This window comes from Avibacterium sp. 20-126 (assembly GCF_044358625.1).
Lineage (GTDB): Bacteria > Pseudomonadota > Gammaproteobacteria > Enterobacterales > Pasteurellaceae > Avibacterium.
In genome coordinates this window covers 1073819-1096210 of sequence record NZ_CP091457.1, presented here as the reverse complement: position 1 = coordinate 1096210, position 22392 = coordinate 1073819, and the positions used below count along the sequence as shown (strand labels likewise).

Sequence of the window (22392 nt, the reverse complement as noted above, 5' to 3'; positions counted from 1 at the left end):
TCTTCCTCTATTTTTCGTTATACTTAAATGAAACTGGTGCTATCTTTGATATTGCCAGTTTTGATATTGGTGGTAAACCATATTCATCAAGTTTATCAAGCTTTAGGTTATCTAAATGATTTTTCATATTTTCATCTATCTTCAAGATTCCTTCAAGTATTTCATTTGCCATTTTATCTTCTGTCATATATAAAAATGGATAAACTAATGGACAATTTACAATAGAATATGTTAATGGGAGATACTCTTTGAATTTATCTTCTAGCCTACTATTTTTGTCGTTATTTAGTACGTTTTTTATAGACTTTAAATTATTAATAAAATGCTTGATAGATGTTGATACATTACTAGCATTGGTCATAATATTAAAAATATCATTGCTTCTATTATTAGAATAACGGCTCTCCTCTATTAATATAGAGTTGCAAACACCCCAAATAAATCTAGCAAATATTTCACTTGTATATAACCTTCTTTTTTTGTATTCTCTTTTTGCATTATCTGAAATATTATTTATAGAGTAGAATAATCTTGCCCATATCTTACCTAAACATAAAGATGAATAATTAAATTCTAATGTTTTAGTATCTTTACGCCAGGACAGTAATAATTTTATGAGGGTGTCCTCATATTCATTATTTTGAGTATTATTACTTTCATTATCTTCATTGTCTCCATCATCATTTTCATTACTATCATCTATATTATATCTTTCTGGCAAGAATCCAGAATATGTATTAAATGCACTTAATCTTCCAAGCTTATCTTTTAGTTCATTTTCCTCGTTACATTCTAGTAATTCAGCTATTGAAGCTAAGAAAGCATATATAGATACGCAATCTCTAGTTTCTGTATGAATTCGTATCCTATTAGAAGAAATTAAAAATGCTTCTTTTGTTATATAATCAATAATATTATCTGGTATATGCTCAGAAAATCTCTCTAAAGATGATAGATGTTTTCTTTTCAATCCTGGATTACTTCCTCGTCTATTAAGTCTGATGATTCCATTTAAAACTCCTTGATGGCTTTTCATTTTAGGTGATACAATACCACTATATTTTTCCATAATGTTTCTTGTGCTAGAGTTGTTATTTAAACCAATGTAATCAAAGTATTTAGTGTAATTTTCACTTTCAACAAAGTATAAATAAATATTTGCAGGAGAACCTAGTAACAACATAGAATTTATTGCCATTGAAACACTATCCTCTTTTCTACTATTACTTTTTGAATAAGAAGAAACTAAAGATGACAAGAAAATTTTAGCAATATTATAGCTCGAATCATTTCCTTCAACTCGACAATAAAACCCCGTATCCATATCATTATGCTCATATATAACGCTAAATATATTTGAAGCTATATTTACAATAGAAGAAGGAAAGTTTTCTAAAATATTTACACCTATTTTCTCTTTTAGTAAGTCACTCAAAAATATATCTTTTATTGCCATTGAAAAAGAACTAACATCATTGTTTGATAATAGATATTTGATCAACTGTACAATAGTTCTTATAGGTTGACTCAAAATAAAATTATTTATTTCCCCGATATAGTCATCATGTATTGAAAGATATTTTTTTAATTCATTTTTAAGAAATGAAACTAGAAGCTCCTCTTTATTGGGTTCCATACTTGTTTTTAAGTAAATACTATACTTGTTCTCTTTATTTATTTCATGTAAGTTCATTAGTTTTATTCTTTGATGAATTGGAAGTGTTTTTATAATATATTGTTGTTCCAATTGATAAAGCATATTTCCTTCAAATGGGCGACTTATAGTTTTATCTTTTATTTCATTAGCTTTATTTACTCCAACTATGTAACTATATAATTTTATATCTCCTGATACTAAAACAACCAATTTAGGATGAGTCAGATAGCATCTAATTGTTTCTAATAATTCATAGGCTTTATCGGTTCTAGTATCTATATCATCTATAGCTATCATTAAGAGTTTTATATTATATTTTTCTATAATAAGATTTATTAAATCATGAATCTTTTTCTCTAATTCTTGACCACTGGTTGATCTATTTAAAGCTTTCGAGAAAAACCAAGATGTATCCTTCTTATCATTAATAATAGAAAGTTGTTCTATTCCATTAGAAATTTCTTGTAATCCTTTAAGCCATTCATTATCAAAATCATGCTTGATTAATGGAGATGATATTATATGAGTCTACAAACTTATGTAATTTAGCAATAATATCAGTCAAAATATGTTGTTGGCTTACTATTGTTGTAGGATCAATAAAAGCACATGGAACAATTCCTTTTAATTGTTCATCTGACTGAGAAAACATATCAAATACAGTAGTAAAAATATATTTTAGAAATGTTGTTTTTCCTGCACCTCGTTCTCCGTCAATAAATATAGTGTTATTTCTTCTTGGTAAATAAATATTTTCTAAATATTTTTTATCTTTTGATAAAGCTTCATTACTTTCTGAACTTTTATTTATTGACATTAGTATACCTTTTAGTTTATCTAATGCCTTATATTGCAAAAAGCTTTCATCATTGCTAATGATATTATTAGCATCTATATTTAAATCAATAAATATTTTACTATTGTTACTCATAAAATTCTCCTATGTTTATAAATTATATATTCGTTTACCTCACCCATTCCGTTTGCAGATAAGTCAAACGCTCAAGATTAGTGATGTAATGCCCTAGTTCTTGTTCTTCAGGACGATGAACATAGGGAATTTGCCCAAGTAATGGGGCGTCAATTTTTTCGCTGAGCATTTCAATCATTTCTGCATAATGGGCTAAACCGGGATTAATGCGATTGGCTATCCAGCCTAATAAGGGTAAGCCTGATTGTTGAATGGATTGCGCCGTCAGCAAGGCGTGATTAATGCAGCCTTCTTTAATGCCAACCACAAGCACGACTGGCATTTTGTGCGAGATTGCCCAACTGGCAAAGCTATATTCTTTATTCATTGGGGTAAGCCAACCAAATGCCCCTTCCACTAGCACAGATTGATAACGCTGAGTAAGTGCGGTGAGATCGGCGTTAATTTTTTTTATATCAATGCGTTCTCCGTCTTCACTTAGCATTGGCAAACTGTGGGAAAAGCTATAACTATTCACGTCTCGGTAGGTTACATTCTCTTTTGTGGCGTCAATTAAGGTTAGGACATCAGAATTATTTTCTTGTCCATAATCGCTTTCTATTGGGCTTTCACGATAAGCCCAATCCTCTTGGCAACACGCAATCGGTTTATAACCTACAATTTGAATACCTTGATTTTGCAAGGCTTGGATAATGGCACGACTGGATACCGTTTTTCCTACATTGGTATCCGTTCCTGTAACAAAAAAGCAGCTCATCATTTTTTCCTTATGATCCCATTTGTTTGGAATTCTAAAGGAATTTCATAATGAGAGTATTGAGCTAACACAATTTTTCTTTATTTTTCAGTAGATCACCCAGCAAACTGCCATCATAAATCCCTTGCTTAATTGCTGCAGTTAAGACTTCAGGGCTATTCCATTTATAACGGCTTGTTACCACTTCCACATTGCAATGATAAAGGGATAAACGTTGATTTAAGCGCGCTAAGAAAATCTCTTTTGCACTCAATAAACAGGTGTTTAACATCACTTTTTTAGAGGAAAACATATTAACTAAACACATTAAATGATAAGCCGTTAAATCCGCGATATGGTGAATAATATCAATCGCTTTTGCCTCATTACCTTGTGCTTTTTTGCATAAAAAGTGAATTTTTTCAATATTATTCACTTGTTGATTGTCGGGATACGCCAAATCAATCAATTTATAAATAGCTTGGTGTGTGAGCTGATTGATAATTTGATGACGTTCCGTTTCAGGTAAGTGAGGATTGAGTTGATGCTGAATGGGGTTGAACGTTGGCGTAATGAGCTTATCAATATTCATCTTTGGCTGTTTGTTACATCGTAACACATCACCTTGTGATAATACGCTTAAATTGACTCGTTCATCAAGTTGTAAAAATAAAACGTGATCACAACCAATCACACTGCCCACCGAGCTTTCGGCAAACAACCACGTTTGGAAATAATCCGTTACCATAACAGGCATTTTAAAATAAGGGTGAAATAAGGCTTTCAGATCAAGTGTTAGCTGGCGATTGCCAAGGTGATAAACGTACCGCTCTTCATTATCTAACTCCCCAGTTACGGCAATGGAAAAGGTGATGACTTTATAAGGTTCGAGTTTGGTTTTTTCTAAAAACGCTTGCACGAACCCTACTAAAACGCGATCTAATTGTGCAAATTCTTCACTGCGTAGCGGGAAAGAATGTTCTGCCAACGGTGTACCATCTAATTCACAAAGAAATATATCAAAACGATCTTCACTCAGCACCGCACATAACGACTGCCAGAAAAAAGGCGATACACATAAACCAATTGCTGGACGTCCACGGTTTTCTGTATTTCGCACAGCTTTTTCAATAATTAATCGTTCATTAATAAGCTGACGGGTTAAAGAGGTGATCGTCGCTGGTGCTAAATGCGAAAGCTTTGAAAGATCAATCCGCGAAATTTCTTCAAATTGTTCAATTAGCCGATACACTTTCCCTAATTGTTGTAATTTTAAGACATACTTATCTTGTTTTCTTTCCTTGATCATAACGCCCCACAACGGATTAAATTTTTGAAATGAAATTATTGTTTTTTTATATCAGGTTGCCACCTAAAAACAAGTTATTTACTTCAATTTTGTGGGCAAGTTCACAAAAACAATTGAATAATTCATTTTGGCAAATTTCCTGAGTTGCGGTAAACTAAGCGGGTTTTTACGCTAAATTTTTTGATTGAGGTTTATATGACACAAATTGCCCCTATTGCAGAGGTATTACAAGGCGAAATTCAAATCGGTGATCAGGTTACCGTGCGAGGTTGGGTGCGTACCCGTCGTGATTCTAAAGCAGGGCTTTCTTTCCTTGCGGTGTATGATGGTTCTTGTTTCGACCCTATCCAAGTGATCGTCAATAATGATATTGCGAATTATCAAGAAGAAATTCTACGCTTAACCACGGGTTGCTCGGTGATTGTTACAGGTAAAGTGGTGGAATCCCCAGCAGAGGGACAAGCAGTAGAATTACAAGCGGAAAAGGTGGAAGTAACAGGTTGGGTGGAAGATCCTGATACCTATCCAATGGCGGCTAAACGCCACAGTATTGAATATTTGCGTGAAGTGGCGCACCTTCGCCCTCGCACTAATATCATCGGTGCAGTCGCACGTGTTCGTCATTGTTTGGCTCAAGCCATTCACCGCTTCTTTCACGAACAAGGTTTTTATTGGGTAGCAACGCCACTGATTACGGCATCTGACACTGAAGGTGCGGGGGAAATGTTCCGTGTTTCAACCCTAGATTTAGAAAATTTACCACGTACCGAACAAGGTGCGGTGGATTTTTCGCAAGATTTTTTCGGTAAAGAAGCCTTTTTAACCGTATCTGGTCAGCTAAATGGGGAAACTTATGCTTGTGCATTAAGTAAAATCTATACCTTTGGCCCAACATTCCGTGCGGAAAATTCTAATACCACTCGCCACTTGGCAGAATTCTGGATGGTTGAACCTGAAGTTGCTTTTGCAGATCTGAATGATAACGCAAAACTCGCCGAAGCAATGCTTAAATATGTGTTCCGTGCCGTATTAGATGAGCGTAAAGATGATCTTAAATTCTTTGAAAAACACGTTGATAGTTCTGTTATCAGCCGTTTAGAAAATTTTATTCATTCTGATTTTGCACAAATTGATTACACAGATGCCATTGACGTCTTATTAAAATCAGGCAAAAATTTTGAATTCCCTGTTTCTTGGGGGATTGATTTATCCTCTGAACACGAACGCTATTTAGCAGAAGAATATTTTAAATCCCCAGTAGTGGTGAAAAACTATCCAAAAGATATCAAAGCGTTTTATATGCGTTTAAATGATGACGGAAAAACCGTAGCGGCAATGGACGTATTAGCCCCGGGAATTGGTGAAATTATCGGTGGTTCACAACGTGAAGAACGCCTAGACGTGTTGGATAAACGTATGGTAGAAATGGGTTTAAATCCAGAAGATTACTGGTGGTATCGCGATCTCCGCCGTTATGGTACTGTACCACATTCAGGCTTTGGTCTTGGTTTTGAACGTTTAATTGTTTATGTAACTGGCGTGCAAAATATCCGCGATGTGATCCCATTCCCACGCGCACCGAGAAATGCGAATTTCTAGGTTTTAATAAATAAGTTCAATATAAAGAGCGGTGAAAAAATAACAAATTTTCATCGCTCTTTTTCGTGGAAATTTATCAAATATTGGTGTGTAAAAGTAAATGGAAACTGGTGAATAACGTTTAAATTAGAAAATGGACACGCTGATTTAGCTACATTATCCAAACTGCCCATTAATCAAACGCGCTATCATTCAACCAGTTTCTGTAGCAACAACGCCAATCCACTTTGTCGTTTGGTGGGGTTTCTTACCGCGGTTTTCCAGCTTTGCTCCGTGCTAAATACGGTGGCGTGATTCTTGGCACGGGTAATTCCCGTGTAAACCAATTCACGGGATAAAATCGGGCTAGGTTCAGTGGGCAGTACCATAAAGGCGTGGTCAAATTCAGAGCCTTGTGATTTATGCACTGTCATTGCAAAGGCGGCTTCGTGGCGTGGAATACGGCTGGCTAATTCCCGTTTGCCATTTTCAAAATAAAAATGCCCTCTTAGTTGCCCTTGTTCATTGGGACTGAGTAAATATAACCCAATATCCCCATTATATAAGCCCACATTGCTGTCATTTTGCGTAATCATAATGGGTTTGCCGAGATAGTGTTCACGCGCTTGATTAAATTGCACTAAGCCCTTTGCACGCAGCCCCTCTGCAATACGTTGGTTGAGCTGTTCACTGCCTAACTCCCCTACACGTAATGCGGTGAGGTAACGGACTTTATTAAATGCGGTGAAAATTTGCTGAATTTTTTCTGAATCTAAAGGTTGATTTTGCGCCGTAACTTGCTGAATTAAGGTTAAAAAATCGGTGTAATTTTGCACCGCACTTTTCACCACCACATTGGCACAATATTGCTGATATGCCAAGCTATTCGCCTCCCCTGTGTGTGTCAATTGCATAAAATCAACGAGGGTTAAAGGTGAAATTGTTACAACATCACTTTTCTTCAAATCTCCCGCTTGTAGCAACTGCCAGCTTTCTTCTGCGTTACCTTGATTAATCAATTTCGCTAACTGCCCAATGGCAGAATGTTCATCAAAACGATGGCTTTGGGTTAAATGACAAAGATGATCACGAATTGGATTGCCTTGTGTTATCGCAGACAAATGTTGCCCTGTGGTTTGTTGTAAATACGCCACAAAATTGGGGCTGTAGCCTTGCATCAGAAATTTGCCTAATTCTGCCAAAATTGCCCCTGCCTCCACGGAGGCAAGCTGATCTTTATCTCCCAATAAAATTAATTTGGTTTGTGGTTTTAAGGCTTGCAACAATTTCGCCATTAGGGATAAATCGATCATCGAAGATTCATCTACCACAAGCACATCAAGCAATAATGGGTTCTGTTTATTATGCTTGGGCATATCTTCAAAGAAGCGTACGCCAAGTAGTCGATGTAAGGTTTCTGGCTGTGTCGGTATAGCAGCGATTAATGCCTCTGGCAACGCCAATTCTGCTTTTAAGCGAGCTAAGGAATTATCCATACTCTCTTTTAACCGAGCAGTGGCTTTCCCTGTGGGGGCAACCAGTTTTATGCGTAAACCTTGCTGATATAAATCCTGTAAGGCAAGTAATAATCGTGTTACGGTGGTGGTTTTGCCTGTACCGGGTCCACCACTGATTAGTGTAAAAGGCTGTTTTATTGCCATTGCAACGGCAATTTCTTGCCAATTAATTTGTTTTGGTTGTGCGGAATGAGGAAAATATTTTTGCAAAATTGTTGCGATGGCTTGTGGATCAAAAGTGCGGTCAAAAATGCCTGAATTTTGCCCCGCACTTTGCTCTACATTTTGTTCCGTGCGTTGAATGGAATGGGCAAAATATTCTGCAACGCGGTATTCATCTTGCCAGATACGATAAAAATACAGCGCATTAAACTGAAACACCAAAGGGGCGATTTTTTCTTGTGGCTGTGTGGTAAAAGCAATGTGTTGCTGTAAACTGTCTTGCCATTGGCTAGGGGGTAAATAATCAATTTTGGCATTGATTTTTTCTATATATTCCCATTCTTGCTGAGGTAATGGTAATAAACTGGCTAAATTAGCCTCAAGCACCAAGCAACTATGCCCCTGTAAATAAGAATAATTGCACAATGCTGCCAATAAAATCGCTAAATTTTGTTGGCATAAGGAATACCCTTTGCCTTGCTGTTTTTCGGCAATCAAGCGTGCGAAATGGTAATCCCCTTGGCTAAATATGCCTTTTTCTTGAAGTGCTTTAATTAGGCTGAGCATTAAAATAATTCCTCCAAGGCTTGAATTAATCGCCAATCTGGTTTATCAAAATAAATACCTGTTTGATCTTTGCCATTCATTCCGCGTAAAAACGTATAAATCACGCCCCCAAAATCCCTTTCATATTGATAATGTGGATCACGTAAGGTTAAATAGCGGTGTAACGCTAAGCTGTAAAGCAAATATTGCCAATCATAAAAGCCATTTTTCATCACTTCAGGCAACTGGGCAGGCTGATAATTTTCCATTTGATGACCAAGCAAGTTTGATTTGTAATCTAGCACATAATATTTACCCTGATGACGAAACACGAGGTCAATAAAACCACGCAACATTCCTTGCAAACGCTCAAAAATCAGCGATTGTGAGGGAAATGGGTGATAATCTTGCAAGGCTCGATTAAACGCGGTGGCATCAAAGGCTTTGTTTAATTTTAAATAAAATTGCATTTCTTTTATACAATCTTGCGGTTGAATTTGTGCAAGGGTTACGTTTTCACCAACCAATAATGGGCTGTGATAAATGGCGTTAAACCATTGCTGTAATGACACAATCCATTGTTCATCAAGCTGTAACCCTTGGCATAATTTGGCAAGATTTTGTTCATCAAGGGCAGATTGTGCGGTATTTTTTTCTAAATAACGGTGCAAAATCGTCCCCACGCGCACGCCACTTGGCAAATCAAAAGGGGTATAACCTTGTGGATAGGTACGTTCTTGTGGCGTTATTTCTTCGTTTAACGGGAAGGCTTGTGGCAGGTTGAAATCGTAATCCTTACCTTGATCAAAAACTTGCGAAATTTGCACCGCACTTTCATTTTCAGCCTGTAATTGCAATGTATTGCGTTGATGCTTATGCACCATATCCGTGAAGCTGGTTACTCCCCAATGGTATTCGATCTTTCCCTTAAAAATAGCTGGACTAAAATGTGTTTCAATTTCTTCTTTTACAAACGGGGAATCCGCTTTCAGATCTTGGGCTAGTTGCCAGTTGATATGTTGTCCGCCTACTTTTTGTTGTAAAGCACGTAAAAGATCAATCGCGTGATAAGTTTTAGTGCTAAATGTTAATTGCTGTGCAATTTCTCCCTCACTTAAGGCATACAATAAACTATTCCACTTATTTGTAAATACGCTTGGTAAACACAATGCAATTTGATATTTTGCACGAGTTAATGCCACATACAATAAACGCATTTCTTCTGCTAAATTTTCTTTGTGAACTTGTTCTTGTTGCTGATTTGCCATATCCCAAATCATTTCATCTTGCTCAGCTGAATAATAGGTTGAAATAATTGCATTATTATTTTCTTTTTCTCTTGTGGGAAGTGAAACAAAAGGTAGCCAAACAAGATCATAAGCAAGCCCTTTAGACTTATGTATAGTAACGATTTTAACTAAATCTCGCTCACTCTCTAAGCGAATGATTTCTTCTAATCGATCAGTACCTTGAATTTGCTTTTCAAACCAACGTAACAATGCCGCCTCACTTTCATTTAATCGGCTTGCTTGTTGTAATAACTCGGCTAAGTGTAAAAAATCAGTAATAATGCGTTCTTTCTGTTCATTTGCTAATAAACGCTGAATAAGTTGATTATCTAGCAATAATTGATGCAACATCACTAGTATCCCTTTTTGTTGCCAGCATTTTTGATAAGCAATAAATTGTGCAATGATATTCTCCCACGCATTTTCATCTTGCTTGATTTGATAAATTTCTGCACTGTTTAAAGCGAACAATCTGGTTGCAATGGCATTTAAAATATTCCTTTCATTTAATGGATTAAGACAAGCCGTTAAAATTAATGCTATTTCTCGTGCCGTATTTGAATCAAAAACATTTTCTTTATCCGATAAATAAACTGATGCAATCCCTAAGTTTTGTAACGCAGATTTCACTAAGTCAGCTTCGTAACGGTTTCTTACTAATACAGCGATATTTTTAGCTTTTAGAGGTTCATCAACAAATGTGGCTTGATTTTGCTCCGCACTTTTGAGCCATTGCTGAATGGAAATTGCACAACATTTTGCAAATTCCGCTGGATTTGTCTCTTCGGTAATATAACACTGAAGGGGAGGTTGTGCTTGCCCATTAAGATGAAAAGCAGGTAAATTTTTACCAGCTTTGACCTTAGTGAAATGAATGGCATCAAATAAAAATGGAGGAGGTTGTTGAAAATCAAAAATACCATTTACACATTCAATTAGTGCTGGTGTTGAACGCCAATTTTCTTGTAACGTAAAACGGTATTTCGCTTGTTGTGCCGCTTTAAGATAAGTAAAAATATCTGCGCCACGAAATTTATAGATCGACTGTTTAGGATCACCAATCATAATAAAACCTGACTCAGAAGAGAGCGTTTCAATATAAATTTTAGAAAAAATTTGATATTGCTGTGCATCGGTATCTTGAAATTCATCAATCATCGCAAAAGGATATTGATGACGAATAAGCGTAGCAAAATCATTTCCATTATCGCTATACAATCCCTCTCTAACAAGGCGTAATAAATCATCAAAGCCCTTTTCTGTATGCTGAGTTTTATAATGAATTAACTTAGCACGAATCTCTTTAATACAATGATATAACACAATAGGTAAAGCAAGATTGAGATTTTCTTGTTGCTCGGCTAAAGCCTCAGCTTGATCAAAGATAAAATGCTCTAGAGGTAAATTACCTTCCTTTGTTTTTTCTACGATTTTGCTCGCAGTAAAGTGCTCTAACAACACATCTGGTAAAGTAAGTTCATTTGGGTTTGTTGCCCAACCTCGCATTTTGTTAAAACGCCCTTCCGTCCAAATAGTGCGGTAATTTTTTTGTCTAGATTTATTTTTTTCTAAAAAATCAAACAATGCTTTTTCATTTGCTAGCCATTGTTGTTTAAAGTCATCAATCGCTTGATAGATAGGTAATAAACGTTGTTGAAAAAACTCATCTAGGGATAAAGTGAGTAATTTCTGATCTGGCACATCAACCTTAAAGCTTTCTACACCTAAATATGAACGAATTTTCTGCAATAATTCAGTAGGAGAATTGAGTGTGCGTTGAATAAATTTAGCAATAAGAACAGGTTGATGATAAAAGGCTTCTCGCCAAAATTCGTTGGTTAAACGTGCGAGTAAATCACTTTCATCGGTTACCAACGCTAAATTAAAATGCACGCCCGAATTAAAGGCATATTGCATTAACATTCGACGACAAAAACTGTGGATCGTGTAAATCGCTGCCGTATCCATACTCTGCTCTGCCCAACTAAGGCGCTGAATGGCTAGGGGAATGTCATTTAAGCCTTGCACTAATTCCCCCAGCAAGGGATCGCCCCCTTGTGCAAAGACCGTTAGATCTTGCGTGGTTTGATATTGCAACAGTAACTGCTTGCTGTGGTAAATTCTTGCACGAATACGTTCTCGCAATTCTTGCGTTGCCATTTCGGTAAAGGTTACCACTAAAATTTTATCGACAGAGAGCGGTTGGTTGAAACAGTTTTCCCCTGCTTGTAACAGCAAACGAATATACAGGGACGCCATTGTGTACGTTTTCCCTGTTCCCGCTGAGGCTTCGATCAGGCTCACACCTTGCAAAGGCATTGTGGCTGGATTGAGTGTTTGCGTTTTTATCGTCATCATAAATTAAAAATTCAATACTTTATCTGCTTCCATTGTCCAATCGGCAAGTTCAATTAATGTTCCAATTTCTACCCCCTCTGCGAGCGGGGCATTGTGGATACCTCGCGCAGTCGCGCAGGTTTTACATAATTTTACTGTTGCTCCCTGTGCGGTGAGAATTTCGATCATTTGCTGTAAATGATAACCTTCAGCTGGCGATTGTTGAGCCAATCCTCCGACGACGGCATCAGACATAAAAAATAAGCGTAATTGTAGCGCACTTTTATGTTGCTCTTGTAACTGTAAAGCAAGGCGTAACGCACTGAAAAAATGTTCATCGCCATAAGGGGAAGAATGTACAATAAATAAGATGTTTTGCATAAGAATGTCCTTTTTTAGATTGTGGAAATGCGGTGTCATTTTAAGCGGCATTAAGGGGTTGCCTATGCACTTGGTTTTGCTTATTTTACACGGATAACAGTAATAAAAAAGTGGGCATTTTTCATTTGCCCACTTTGTGAAAGCCTTTACTTAAACCGCCTAATTTAGCTTGAGCGGTTGGATTTTCCAGATTTTTTTCGCATATTCTTCAATGGTTCTGTCTGATGAGAAGAAACTCATATTCACAATATTTTGTAATGCACTGTTGGTCCACGCGCTTTGATCACGGTATCTTTCATCAACCCGTTTTTGTGCTTCCACATAGCTTTGGAAATCGGCAAAGGATTGATAATAATCGTGATAACATAAGCCATTAAGCAAATCTTGATAACGATGCGGATCATTCGGCGAGAAAAATCCTGAGGTGATTTGGTCAATCACTCGGCGTAGCTGTTCATTGCTTTGATAAATATCATAAGGGCGGTAGCCGTTACGACGTAACGCTTCCACCTGTTCTACGGTATGCCCAAAGATGAAAATATTATCTTCGCCGACATTTTCTAAGATTTCTACATTCGCCCCGTCTAATGTTCCCAAGGTTAATGCGCCATTGAGTGCAAATTTCATATTACTTGTGCCTGAGGCTTCTGTTCCCGCAAGGGAAATTTGTTCAGAAATATCCGCCGCTGGAATGATCATTTGTGCAAGGCTTACACTATAATTTGGAATGAACACCACTTTTAAACGACCTTGCAAACGTTCATCGTTATTGATGATTTTTGCTACATCATTAATTAAGTTAATGGTTTGTTTCGCTGCGTAATAGGCTGAAGCAGCTTTGCCCGCAAGGATAAACACGCGTGGTGTCCAGTCTTTTTCAGGGTATTCAAGCATTTCGTTATAGCGGGCAATAATGTGTAACACATTGAGGATTTGGCGTTTGTATTCGTGGATACGTTTTACCTGTACGTCAAATAAGGCATCAGGGTTGAGTTCAATGCCTAATTCTTTTTTCACATAATCAGCTAAGCGCACTTTGTTTGCGCGTTTAATGGCTGGAATAGCGTTTTGCACATCAGGATCATCAAGATGGGCTTTGAGCTCATTTAATAAACTCAGATCTCGACGCCATTGCGTGCCAATATAACCATCAAATAAGGCAGATAAATCCGGGTTTGCCACGGCAATCCAACGGCGTGGTGTAATGCCATTGGTGACGTTGGTAAAACGTTCAGGGTAAATATGCGCAAAATCGGCAAAGGTTGAGGTTACCATAAGATCTGAATGAATAGCAGCAACCCCATTGACTTTGTGCGATCCCACAACAGATAACCAGCCCATACGTACTTTACGCACATCACCCTCTTCAATTAAAGACACACGACGAATAAAATTATCATCAGTGGTCACATAAGTGCGAACATATTCTAAGAAATAATCATTGATTTCAAAAATGATCTGTAAATGACGTGGTAAAATTTTTGCCATCATTTCCACTGGCCAAGTTTCTAATGCTTCAGACATCAACGTGTGGCAAGTGTAAGAGAAAATACGGCGACACATATCCCACGCGGTTTTCCAATCATAGCCTTCTTTATCCACTAAAATGTACATCAATTCAGGAATAGCTAAGGCTGGGTGGGTATCGTTTAAGTGAATTGCCACTTTATCTGCCAAATTTTTTACGCTACCGTGCGTGCGTTTGTGGCGTTTGATAATATCTTGTAGTGAGGCGGAAACTAAGAAATACTCTTGGCGTAGACGTAATTCACGTCCTGCCCAAGTGGAATCATCAGGATATAACACGCGCGAGACATTTTCACTGGAAGCGCGTTGTTCTACGGCACGAAAATAATCACCACGGTTAAATTCGGCAAGATTGAAAGAATCCCCTGCGTGGGCGCTCCACAAGCGTAAAGTTGCCGCGCTGTCGTTGGCATACCCGGGGATCATTTGATCATAAGCTAAGGCAACAATTTCCTCTTTACTCTCCCAAACACATTTTTTTCCTTCAAAATAAATATGCCCGCCAAATTGGATAGTGAAACGTTTAGAAGGACGAATAAATTCCCAAGGCGCGCCTTTTTCTAACCACGCATCGGGTTTTTCTACTTGTTTACCTTCTTCGATTGTTTGTCGAAACATACCGTATTCATAACGGATACCATATCCCATTGCGGGAATAGCTAAGGTGGCAATGGAATCCATAAAGCACGCAGCCAAACGCCCTAAACCGCCATTACCTAAACCGGGATCTACTTCTTTCTCAATGATTTCTTCTAAATCCACATCAAGCTCATTTAAGGCTTCTTTAGCAAGGGTATAAACGCCCTCTGCAATCAACGCATTAGAAAGCGTCCGCCCCATTAAATATTCCATTGATAAATAATAGACGCGACGTGTTTTTTCATCACGGGATTGACGGGCGGTCGAAATCCAGCCTTCTGTTACAAGATCACGCACCGCATAAAGGGTGGCATTGAGCCAATCACGTTGGCTTGCTTCTTGTGGTGAACGCCCAATTAAGAAAATCAATTTATACACGATCGCTTTTTTCAGCGATTCTGTGGTTTGTTCAGGTTGGTTATAAGAGAATGGAAAATCAATGTTATCCGTTGTCATAAGTGGCTCTCCTAATTTATTGCAATTTAAAATCGGCGTATTTTTATCCTTTTTGTATAAAAACACAACAAAAACCAGCCTAAAATCGGCGTTTTTTTCACCGCACTTTGATTTTAGGCAAATCGAATGAAACTATAAAATGCGTTGATATAATGCTTGGTAATGTCTTGCCGCAATTTGCCAGCTAAAATCTTGCTCCATTGCAACCACGCGTACACTTTGCCATAGGCGCTGTTTTTGCCATAATGCAAAGGCGTTATTAATCGCCCAGCCTAGCCCTTCCGCATTGGCATCATTAAACACAAACCCTGTGGCTTTACGAGCTTTGATATTTTCAGAATGGCTATCTACCACCGTATCAGCCAAGCCACCGGTGGCTCGTACTAATGGTAAAGTGCCGTATTTCAATCCATAAAGCTGGGTTAAGCCACAAGGTTCAAAACGGCTTGGCACTAAAATCACATCCCCCCCTGCAATAATTAAGTGTGATAAGGCTTCATCATAGCCAATTTTTACTGCGATATGTTCAGGATAACGTTCGGCAAGGTGGCGTAATCCTTCTTCTAAATGCGGTGCGCCTGAACCCAGTAAAGCAAGCTGACCGCCTTGTTGCACGATAGTTTCAGCATTTTGAATCAGTAAATCCACGCCTTTTTGTTCGGTTAAACGTGTCACCATTACAAATAATAAGGCATCAGGCTGTTGTGGCAAATTGAAATAAGCTTGTAATTTTTCTTTATTTTTACGTTTGCCCGCCATTGCTTTTAATTTGTAATGATCTTCAAGGTAATGATCACTATTCGGGTTCCAAATTTGTTCATCAACGCCATTGAGAATGCCGACTAATCGCCCTTCTTGACGCAATGCCTCAAGTAAACCTTGCAAGCCGTAACCAAATTCTGGCGTCGTGATTTCTTGGGCATAGGTTGGGCTAACGGCAGTCACCACATCAGAATAATAAAGCCCTGATTTTAAATAAGAAATTTGTCCGTGTAACTCTAAGCCGTTGATATGGAACATTTCCAACGGTAAACCAAGTTCAAACAAATGGTGATAAGAAAACATTCCTTGATAAGCGAGATTATGAATGGTAAATACGGATTTGGCAGGTCGCCCTTTAAATGCTAAATAAGCACTCGTTAAACCCGCGTGCCAATCGTGGGCGTGAACCACTTCCGCTTGCCACCAAGCATCTAATCCAACAGCAAGTTCTGCCCCAACCCAGCCAAGTAAGGCAAAACGTTTATAGTTATCGGCATAATCGTTATACCATTCATCGTGGTACGGATTGCCTTCTCTGGCATACAAATGCGGTGCATCAATCAGATAGATGCCTAGCCCGTTATATTCACCATAACGTAGCACGATATGCCCTGCAAAATGATCAAATTCCGCCACCACAACGGTATTAGGAATGCCAGCAGCAATGGCAGGGTAAGCCGGCAGTAAAATTCGGCTATCCATACCAATTTGCTGTTGCGCAAAAGGTAATGCCCCCATTACATCCGCTAAACCGCCCGTTTTGAGTAACGGGTAAAGTTCTGAACAAACGTGTAAAACTCTCATTCTTTTTCTTCCTTAAAACAGAGAAATACGGTGAAAATTCCGCAAAATTCCACCGCACTTCTCTTTACCTTGTATTAATCTAAATGCGCTTCAAACGCAACTGTTTCACCATTTAACTTCTTTAACATTGATGCAGTAACCAACACCACACCGCCACTACTAACTCTAAAGCGTTTGCTATCCAGTGCTAAATCCACACCAATTTCCATTCCGTCTGGAATGACACAATGGCGATCAACAATACAACGTTTGAGCGTACAATTTTTACCAATGGTCACTTGCGGTAACACGACGCTATGATCAACCAATGAGCCTTCTTGCACGATAACGCGATCGAAAAGGACAGAATAACTAATCGACGCATCGGTGATCACACAACCACCCGAAATCAAACAGTTATCCACAGGTTTAATGTCTGATTTGCTATAAAAGAATTTTGATGGATAGGTTTGCGTCGGATTACCACGAATTGGCCAGCGTTGATCATAAATATCCAGTTGTGGATTTTCGGAAACCAAATCAATATTGGATTGCCAGAAACTATCTAGCGTTCCCACATCACGCCAGTAAATTTCGCCATCGGTATTACGTCCCATACAAGAACGGCTAAATGGATGGGCATAAAGCGTGCCTTCATCTAAACATTTCGGCAAAATATCTTTACCAAAATCGTGGGAGGTGTAGGGGGTGTTCACTTCTCGTTCTAAAATATCGTATAGGTAATCTGCATTGAACACATAAATGCCCATTGATGCTAAAGAAATATTGGGTTTGCCTGCCATCGCTGGCGGATCTTTGGGTTTTTCAACAAAGGCTTTTACTTTAAGATTTTCATCAACTGCCATTACCCCAAACTCACAAGCCTTTTCACGTTCCACTTCAATACAGCCTACGGTACATTGCGCATTACTGGAAACGTGATCTAACAACATTTGGCTATAATCTTGTTTATAAATGTGATCACCCGCCAAAATTAAGATGTATTTCGGGCAATAATGATCGCGAATAATCGCCATATTTTGATACACCGCATCTGCCGTGCCACGATACCAAGTGGAATCATCAATTTGCTGACGGGCTGGCAACATATCAATAAACTCACCACGCTCTTGTGGCAAGAACGACCAGCCTTTTTGCAAATGGCGTAATAATGAATGCGCCGCATATTGGGTAACCACGCCAATATGGTTTAGCCCTGAGTTAATACAGTTGGATAACGCAAAATCAATAATTCGTCTGTTGCCGCCAAAATACAGTGCTGGTTTCGCCCGTTTATCCGTTAGCTCATAAAGTCTTGAACCTCGTCCGCCCGCTAAAATTAGCACCAAGGTATCTTTCACAAGATCATTTTTATTTGGTGATTTTGATATACTGTTGCTCATTGCATTGTCCTCGCATTAATTTATTGATTGCTCAATAATCATTTCCTTTTTTTGTGCAACATACGAATGCGAGATCATTCACAGCCCATAGATTTCCTTGCATTTGTACGAACGCACCACTATATACAACTTCCCATTTCCCATCTGGCAACAAGAACGTTTGTAATTCTGCTTTTGCATTGATTAAAAGTAACCAATCTTCATCTAACTGAATTTGCATTGCTTTGCTATGGGGATTATGCCAATCCGCCACGCTCATTAATTGCCCTTGTGCGTTACGCCATTGCACATTTTCTTCCGTCCACCATTGATCCCGTTGTAAACTTGGGATTTGCTTTCTTAGGGCAATAAGCTGTTTAGTCATCTCAACGAAGTGCGGTTGAAATTTTTGCCAATTTAGCCACGTAATTTCATTATCTTGGCAATAGGCGTTATTGTTACCTTTTTGGCTATGTCCAAATTCATCGCCTGCCAGCAACATTGGTGTGCCATTTGCCAACAATAAACTCGCTAGCAAACCGCCACAGCTTAAAAAACGTTGGTATTTCACTTCCTCTGGAAGATTTTCTACGCCCTCTATCCCGTGGTTATAACTGTAATTTTCGTTACGTCCATCACGATTTTGCTCACCGTTGGCGAGATTATGTTTTTCGTTATAGCTGGTGAGATCGCACAGGGTAAAGCCATCGTGTGCAGTGATAAAATTCACAGAATGATGTGGCTTGCGATCTTCTTTTTGATAAATTTCACTCGATCCGGCAAAACGTTGTGCAAAACCGCCTAACTCACCGCTTTTCCGTAACCAAAAACGGCAAAGATCATCACGAAAACGATCGTTCCATTCAGCAAAATAGTGAGGGAAATTCCCCACTTGATAACCACCTTCGCCAATATCCCAAGGCTCAGCAATAAATTTGCATTGCTGTAAACGCGGTTCTTGCGCAATCTCAGCAAAAAGCCTTGCCTGTGGGTTAAACGCTGGGGTTTCTCTACCTAATACAGTAGCAAGATCAAAACGGAAACCGTCAATATGGCATTCTTCCACCCAATAAATTAAGCAATCCAACACCCAGCGGCGAGTGATGTCATTGGCTAAATTTAAGGTATTGCCGCAGCCTGTGGCATTCAGGTATTCCCCTTGTGCGTTTTGCCAATAGTAAGCCCGATCATCAATTCCACGCTGGCTAAAAGTGGGAAAGTGTTTTTCTGATTCCACACTGTGGTTGAACACCACATCTAAAATGACTTCAATACCCGCTTGATGAAGCGCTCTCACCATTGTTTTAAATTCACTCAATGGCGTTGTTCCCGTTTGCCCTGACCAATAAGCTGTTTCTACGGCAAACATCGCCAATGGGCTATATCCCCAATAATTGACCAATCCTTTTTCCTGTAAATGCGGTTCATCAAGATGATAATTTATCGGTAAAATTTCCACCGCACTTATCCCCAGTTCTTTTAAATAGGTAATCATTGTGGGGTGTGCTAAGCCTGCATAAGTACCGCGAATAGCCTCTGGTAAATCTTGTCGTAACTGGGTAAACCCTTTAACGTGCAATTCATAAATGATGGTGTCAGCCCAAGGCGTGGCTAAGGGTTTATCACCTTGCCAATCAAATTGGTTATCAACGAGGACACCTTTAGGCGCAAGGTGAGCGTTATCTCGAGGATCGCTGAGTAAAAACCATTGCTGCTTTTCAACGCGACTTAAATCCGGCTTACCTATCACCGCTTTCGCATAAGGATCGAGCATTAATTTTTTTGGGTTGCATAAGGTGTTATCTTGTCCTGTAATACGAAAGCCATATTGCGTGCCATAAGGCAATTCCCCCACCCATAAATGCCAAAACGCGCCACTTTGGTACATTTCTAGGGGTAATTCCTGTCCGTCAAAAAATAAACATAATTTGACGTTTTCTGCGCAAGAAGAAAATAGCGCAAAATTCCAGCCCACTTTTTTGTTGCCAGAATTATCTTGCAAAATTTCAATAGAACTCCCTAATGGGTAAGGCTTTCCTGCTGCCGTGCTGATCATTCTGTGTTATCCATTTATCACTTGATTTAAATGCCTCTTTAGGCGGATTTTTTCTTTTATCGCGGTGCTTTTTTTGTTTTACGCGTTGTCGTTTTCATTTTTTGCTCGTTTTCCACTTGGGTGCTTGGCGTTCTTTTCTCACTTTTAGCAGGTTTTCGCCATTTTAGGTAAATCGTTGCCAATGGCGGAATGGTTACGGAAATAGAATGTGCCTTATTGTGGCTTGGAATAGCTTCACTCTGTACTTCACCTTGATTACCAAGGTTAGCACCTTGATAGAAGTAAGAATCTGTATTGAGAATTTCTTCATATACCCCCGCTTCATTCACGCCAAAGCGATACGCATAACGCGGTACTGGCGTGAAGTTACTGACCACGATAATACGTTCCTCATCACGACTACAACGTTCAAACACGAAGACAGAATGTTGATAATCATCTACCACAAGCCAATTAAAGCCCTTTGGATCGTAATCTAATTGGTATAATGCTGGGTGAGTTTGATAAGTGCGGTTTAAATCTTTCACTAAATTCAATACGCCTTTATGCCAGCCCCCACCAACACTTTCATCAAGTAAGAACCAATCTAGGCTTTCTTGGTAATTCCACTCACGCCCTTGGGCAAATTCGTTGCCCATAAAGAGCAATTTTTTGCCGGGATACCCCCACATATAGCCATAATAAGCGCGCAAATTGGCAAATTTTTGCCACGCATCTCCCGGCATTTTGCCGATAAGTGAGCCTTTGCCGTGTACCACTTCATCGTGAGAAAGTGGGAGTACAAAGTTTTCACGATATTGATACATCATTCCAAAGGTCATCTGATCGTGATGATGTTGACGATATATCGGATCTTTTCGCATATAGGATAAGGTGTCGTTCATCCAGCCCATATTCCATTTAAAGTGGAAACCTAAGCCGCCATCTTGCGGTGGGTGGGTGACACCTGCAAAGGAGGTGGATTCTTCCGCAATAGTAATTGCGCCTGCATTTTCTGTGCCGATCACATAATTGGTGTGTTTTAAAAATTCAATGGCTTCTAAGTTTTCTCTGCCCCCGTATTGGTTTGGAATCCACTCACCGTCTGCGCGGCTGTAATCTCGGTAAATCATTGATGCCACGGCATCTACACGCAAACCATCTAAACCAAAGCGTTCAAGCCAATATAATGCATTCCCCGATAAGAAGTTTTTCACCTCATTACGACCATAGTTATAAATTAAGGTGTTCCAATCTTGATGATAGCCTTCTCTTGGATCAGCGTGTTCATACAACGCCGTGCCATCAAAGGCAGCCAAACCGTGAGTATCACTTGGGAAATGCCCCGGCACCCAATCTAAAATCACATTAATGTCTGCCTCGTGGGCTTTCTCGATCAAACGTTTAAACCCTTCAGGTGTGCCAAAACGGCTGGTTGGTGAATAAAGCCCAATGGGTTGATAGCCCCAAGAACCATCAAAAGGAAATTCCGACAAGGGCAAAAATTCAATATGCGTAAAGCCCATTTCTTTGACATAAGGAATGAGTTCCTCGGCAATTTGGTCATAATCCAACCAGAAATTATTCTCAAGATTACGCCGCCAAGAGCCTAAATGCACCTCATAAATGGAAATTGGCTGATCAAATTGGTTTGCTTTACGTCGTTTTTCGGTCATTTCTACCCCATTTGGTAATGCACTAATTTGTGAGGCAGTATCAGGGCGAAGCTGTGAGCTAAAGGCGTAAGGATCGGCTTTTAAACGTAACTGATCATTGCAATCGAGTACTTCAAATTTATAAAACTGTCCGAGTGTTGCCTTTGGTATAAACAATTCCCAAATGCCACTGGTGGCGTGAAAACGCATTGGGTGGCGACGACCGTCCCAATAGTTAAAATCGCCCACAATGGAAACGCGTTTTGCATTCGGCGCCCATAGGCGAAAATTCACGCCTGATACGCCTTCACATTGCATAAAATGAGCGCCTAAAATTTCATAAGGGCGTAAATGTGAGCCTTCCGCCAACAGCCAATTATCCAGCTCTTGAATAATTGGGTGGAAACGATAAGGATCTTCAATAAGCTGAGGTTCATTCCCCCAGTAAACTTCTAATTGATAAGCAAAAAAACTGCGTGTCTCTGGCATTACCGCGGCAAAAAAGCCACGATCATCAAGGCAAGTTAGTTCGCACACTTTTTCTTGATTTTCTTTATTAATAATCACGACCTTATCCGCATCAGGCAATAACACGCGGATTTCAATCCCTTTTTCTGTTTCGTGCATTCCTAATACAGAAAATGGATCAGAATGTGTCCCGTTAAAAAAGGCATTAATGGTTTCTTGTGGAAGGTATTTATTCATACAAA

Annotated in this window: 13 protein-coding genes; 1 reads left to right on the top strand and 12 read right to left on the bottom strand. The window is 39.0% G+C overall.

Translation table 11 applies throughout. The features are described from left to right. Positions 1-7: 7 nt before the first annotated feature. The 4 genes from L4F91_RS05050 to L4F91_RS05035 all read right to left on the bottom strand — a co-directional run bounded on the left by L4F91_RS05050 (position 8) and on the right by L4F91_RS05035 (position 4633). Positions 8-1954, bottom strand: coding sequence for a hypothetical protein (locus L4F91_RS05050; RefSeq protein ID WP_395897685.1), 1947 nt, complete (start codon positions 1952-1954; stop codon positions 8-10). A gap of 196 nt (positions 1955-2150) precedes the next feature. Then, on the bottom strand, positions 2151-2588 hold the full coding sequence (locus L4F91_RS05045) for a hypothetical protein (protein WP_395897683.1): 438 nt from the start codon (positions 2586-2588) through the stop codon (positions 2151-2153). Positions 2589-2622: 34 nt separating this feature from the next. Beyond that, on the bottom strand, positions 2623-3345 hold the full coding sequence (gene bioD, locus L4F91_RS05040) for a dethiobiotin synthase (RefSeq protein WP_250351689.1): 723 nt from the start codon (positions 3343-3345) through the stop codon (positions 2623-2625). Positions 3346-3409: 64 nt separating this feature from the next. Further along, entirely contained in the window at positions 3410-4633 is a 1224-nt protein-coding gene (locus L4F91_RS05035) for an ROK family protein (RefSeq protein WP_250350264.1), read from the bottom strand. Between the two features lie 195 nt (positions 4634-4828). Between L4F91_RS05035 and asnS the strand changes: the two genes are divergently transcribed. After that, a complete protein-coding gene (asnS, locus tag L4F91_RS05030) occupies positions 4829-6232 on the top strand; it encodes an asparagine--tRNA ligase (protein ID WP_395897680.1) in 1404 nt (467 codons plus the stop codon). A gap of 188 nt (positions 6233-6420) precedes the next feature. Here asnS and recD read toward each other — a convergent pair whose 3' ends face one another. The 8 genes from recD to glgB all read right to left on the bottom strand — a co-directional run bounded on the left by recD (position 6421) and on the right by glgB (position 22387). Further along, the gene (gene recD / locus L4F91_RS05025; protein ID WP_395897678.1) at positions 6421-8457 is read right to left on the bottom strand and encodes an exodeoxyribonuclease V subunit alpha; all 2037 of its coding nucleotides are present in this window, start codon (positions 8455-8457) and stop codon (positions 6421-6423) included. After that, positions 8457-12080: an exodeoxyribonuclease V subunit beta gene (gene recB, locus L4F91_RS05020; RefSeq protein WP_395897824.1), complete on the bottom strand. Its 3624-nt coding sequence runs from the start codon at positions 12078-12080 to the stop codon at positions 8457-8459. Before recB ends, recD begins: the two co-directional genes overlap by 1 nt. Positions 12081-12086: 6 nt before the next feature. Further along, positions 12087-12443: a DsrE/DsrF/TusD sulfur relay family protein gene (locus tag L4F91_RS05015; RefSeq protein WP_395897676.1), complete on the bottom strand. Its 357-nt coding sequence runs from the start codon at positions 12441-12443 to the stop codon at positions 12087-12089. Positions 12444-12602: 159 nt separating this feature from the next. Further along, positions 12603-15065, bottom strand: coding sequence for a glycogen/starch/alpha-glucan phosphorylase (locus tag L4F91_RS05010; RefSeq protein ID WP_395897674.1), 2463 nt, complete (start codon positions 15063-15065; stop codon positions 12603-12605). Between the two features lie 132 nt (positions 15066-15197). Continuing rightward, the gene (gene glgA, locus L4F91_RS05005) at positions 15198-16631 is read right to left on the bottom strand and encodes a glycogen synthase GlgA (RefSeq protein WP_250362986.1); all 1434 of its coding nucleotides are present in this window, start codon (positions 16629-16631) and stop codon (positions 15198-15200) included. Positions 16632-16705: 74 nt separating this feature from the next. Then, on the bottom strand, positions 16706-18013 hold the full coding sequence (gene glgC, locus L4F91_RS05000; RefSeq protein WP_250350271.1) for a glucose-1-phosphate adenylyltransferase: 1308 nt from the start codon (positions 18011-18013) through the stop codon (positions 16706-16708). A 31-nt stretch (positions 18014-18044) separates the two neighbouring features. Further along, positions 18045-20048, bottom strand: coding sequence for a glycogen debranching protein GlgX (gene glgX / locus L4F91_RS04995; protein ID WP_265761941.1), 2004 nt, complete (start codon positions 20046-20048; stop codon positions 18045-18047). Between the two features lie 56 nt (positions 20049-20104). Next, on the bottom strand, positions 20105-22387 hold the full coding sequence (gene glgB / locus L4F91_RS04990; RefSeq protein ID WP_250362984.1) for a 1,4-alpha-glucan branching protein GlgB: 2283 nt from the start codon (positions 22385-22387) through the stop codon (positions 20105-20107). Between the last annotated feature and the right edge of the window lie 5 nt (positions 22388-22392).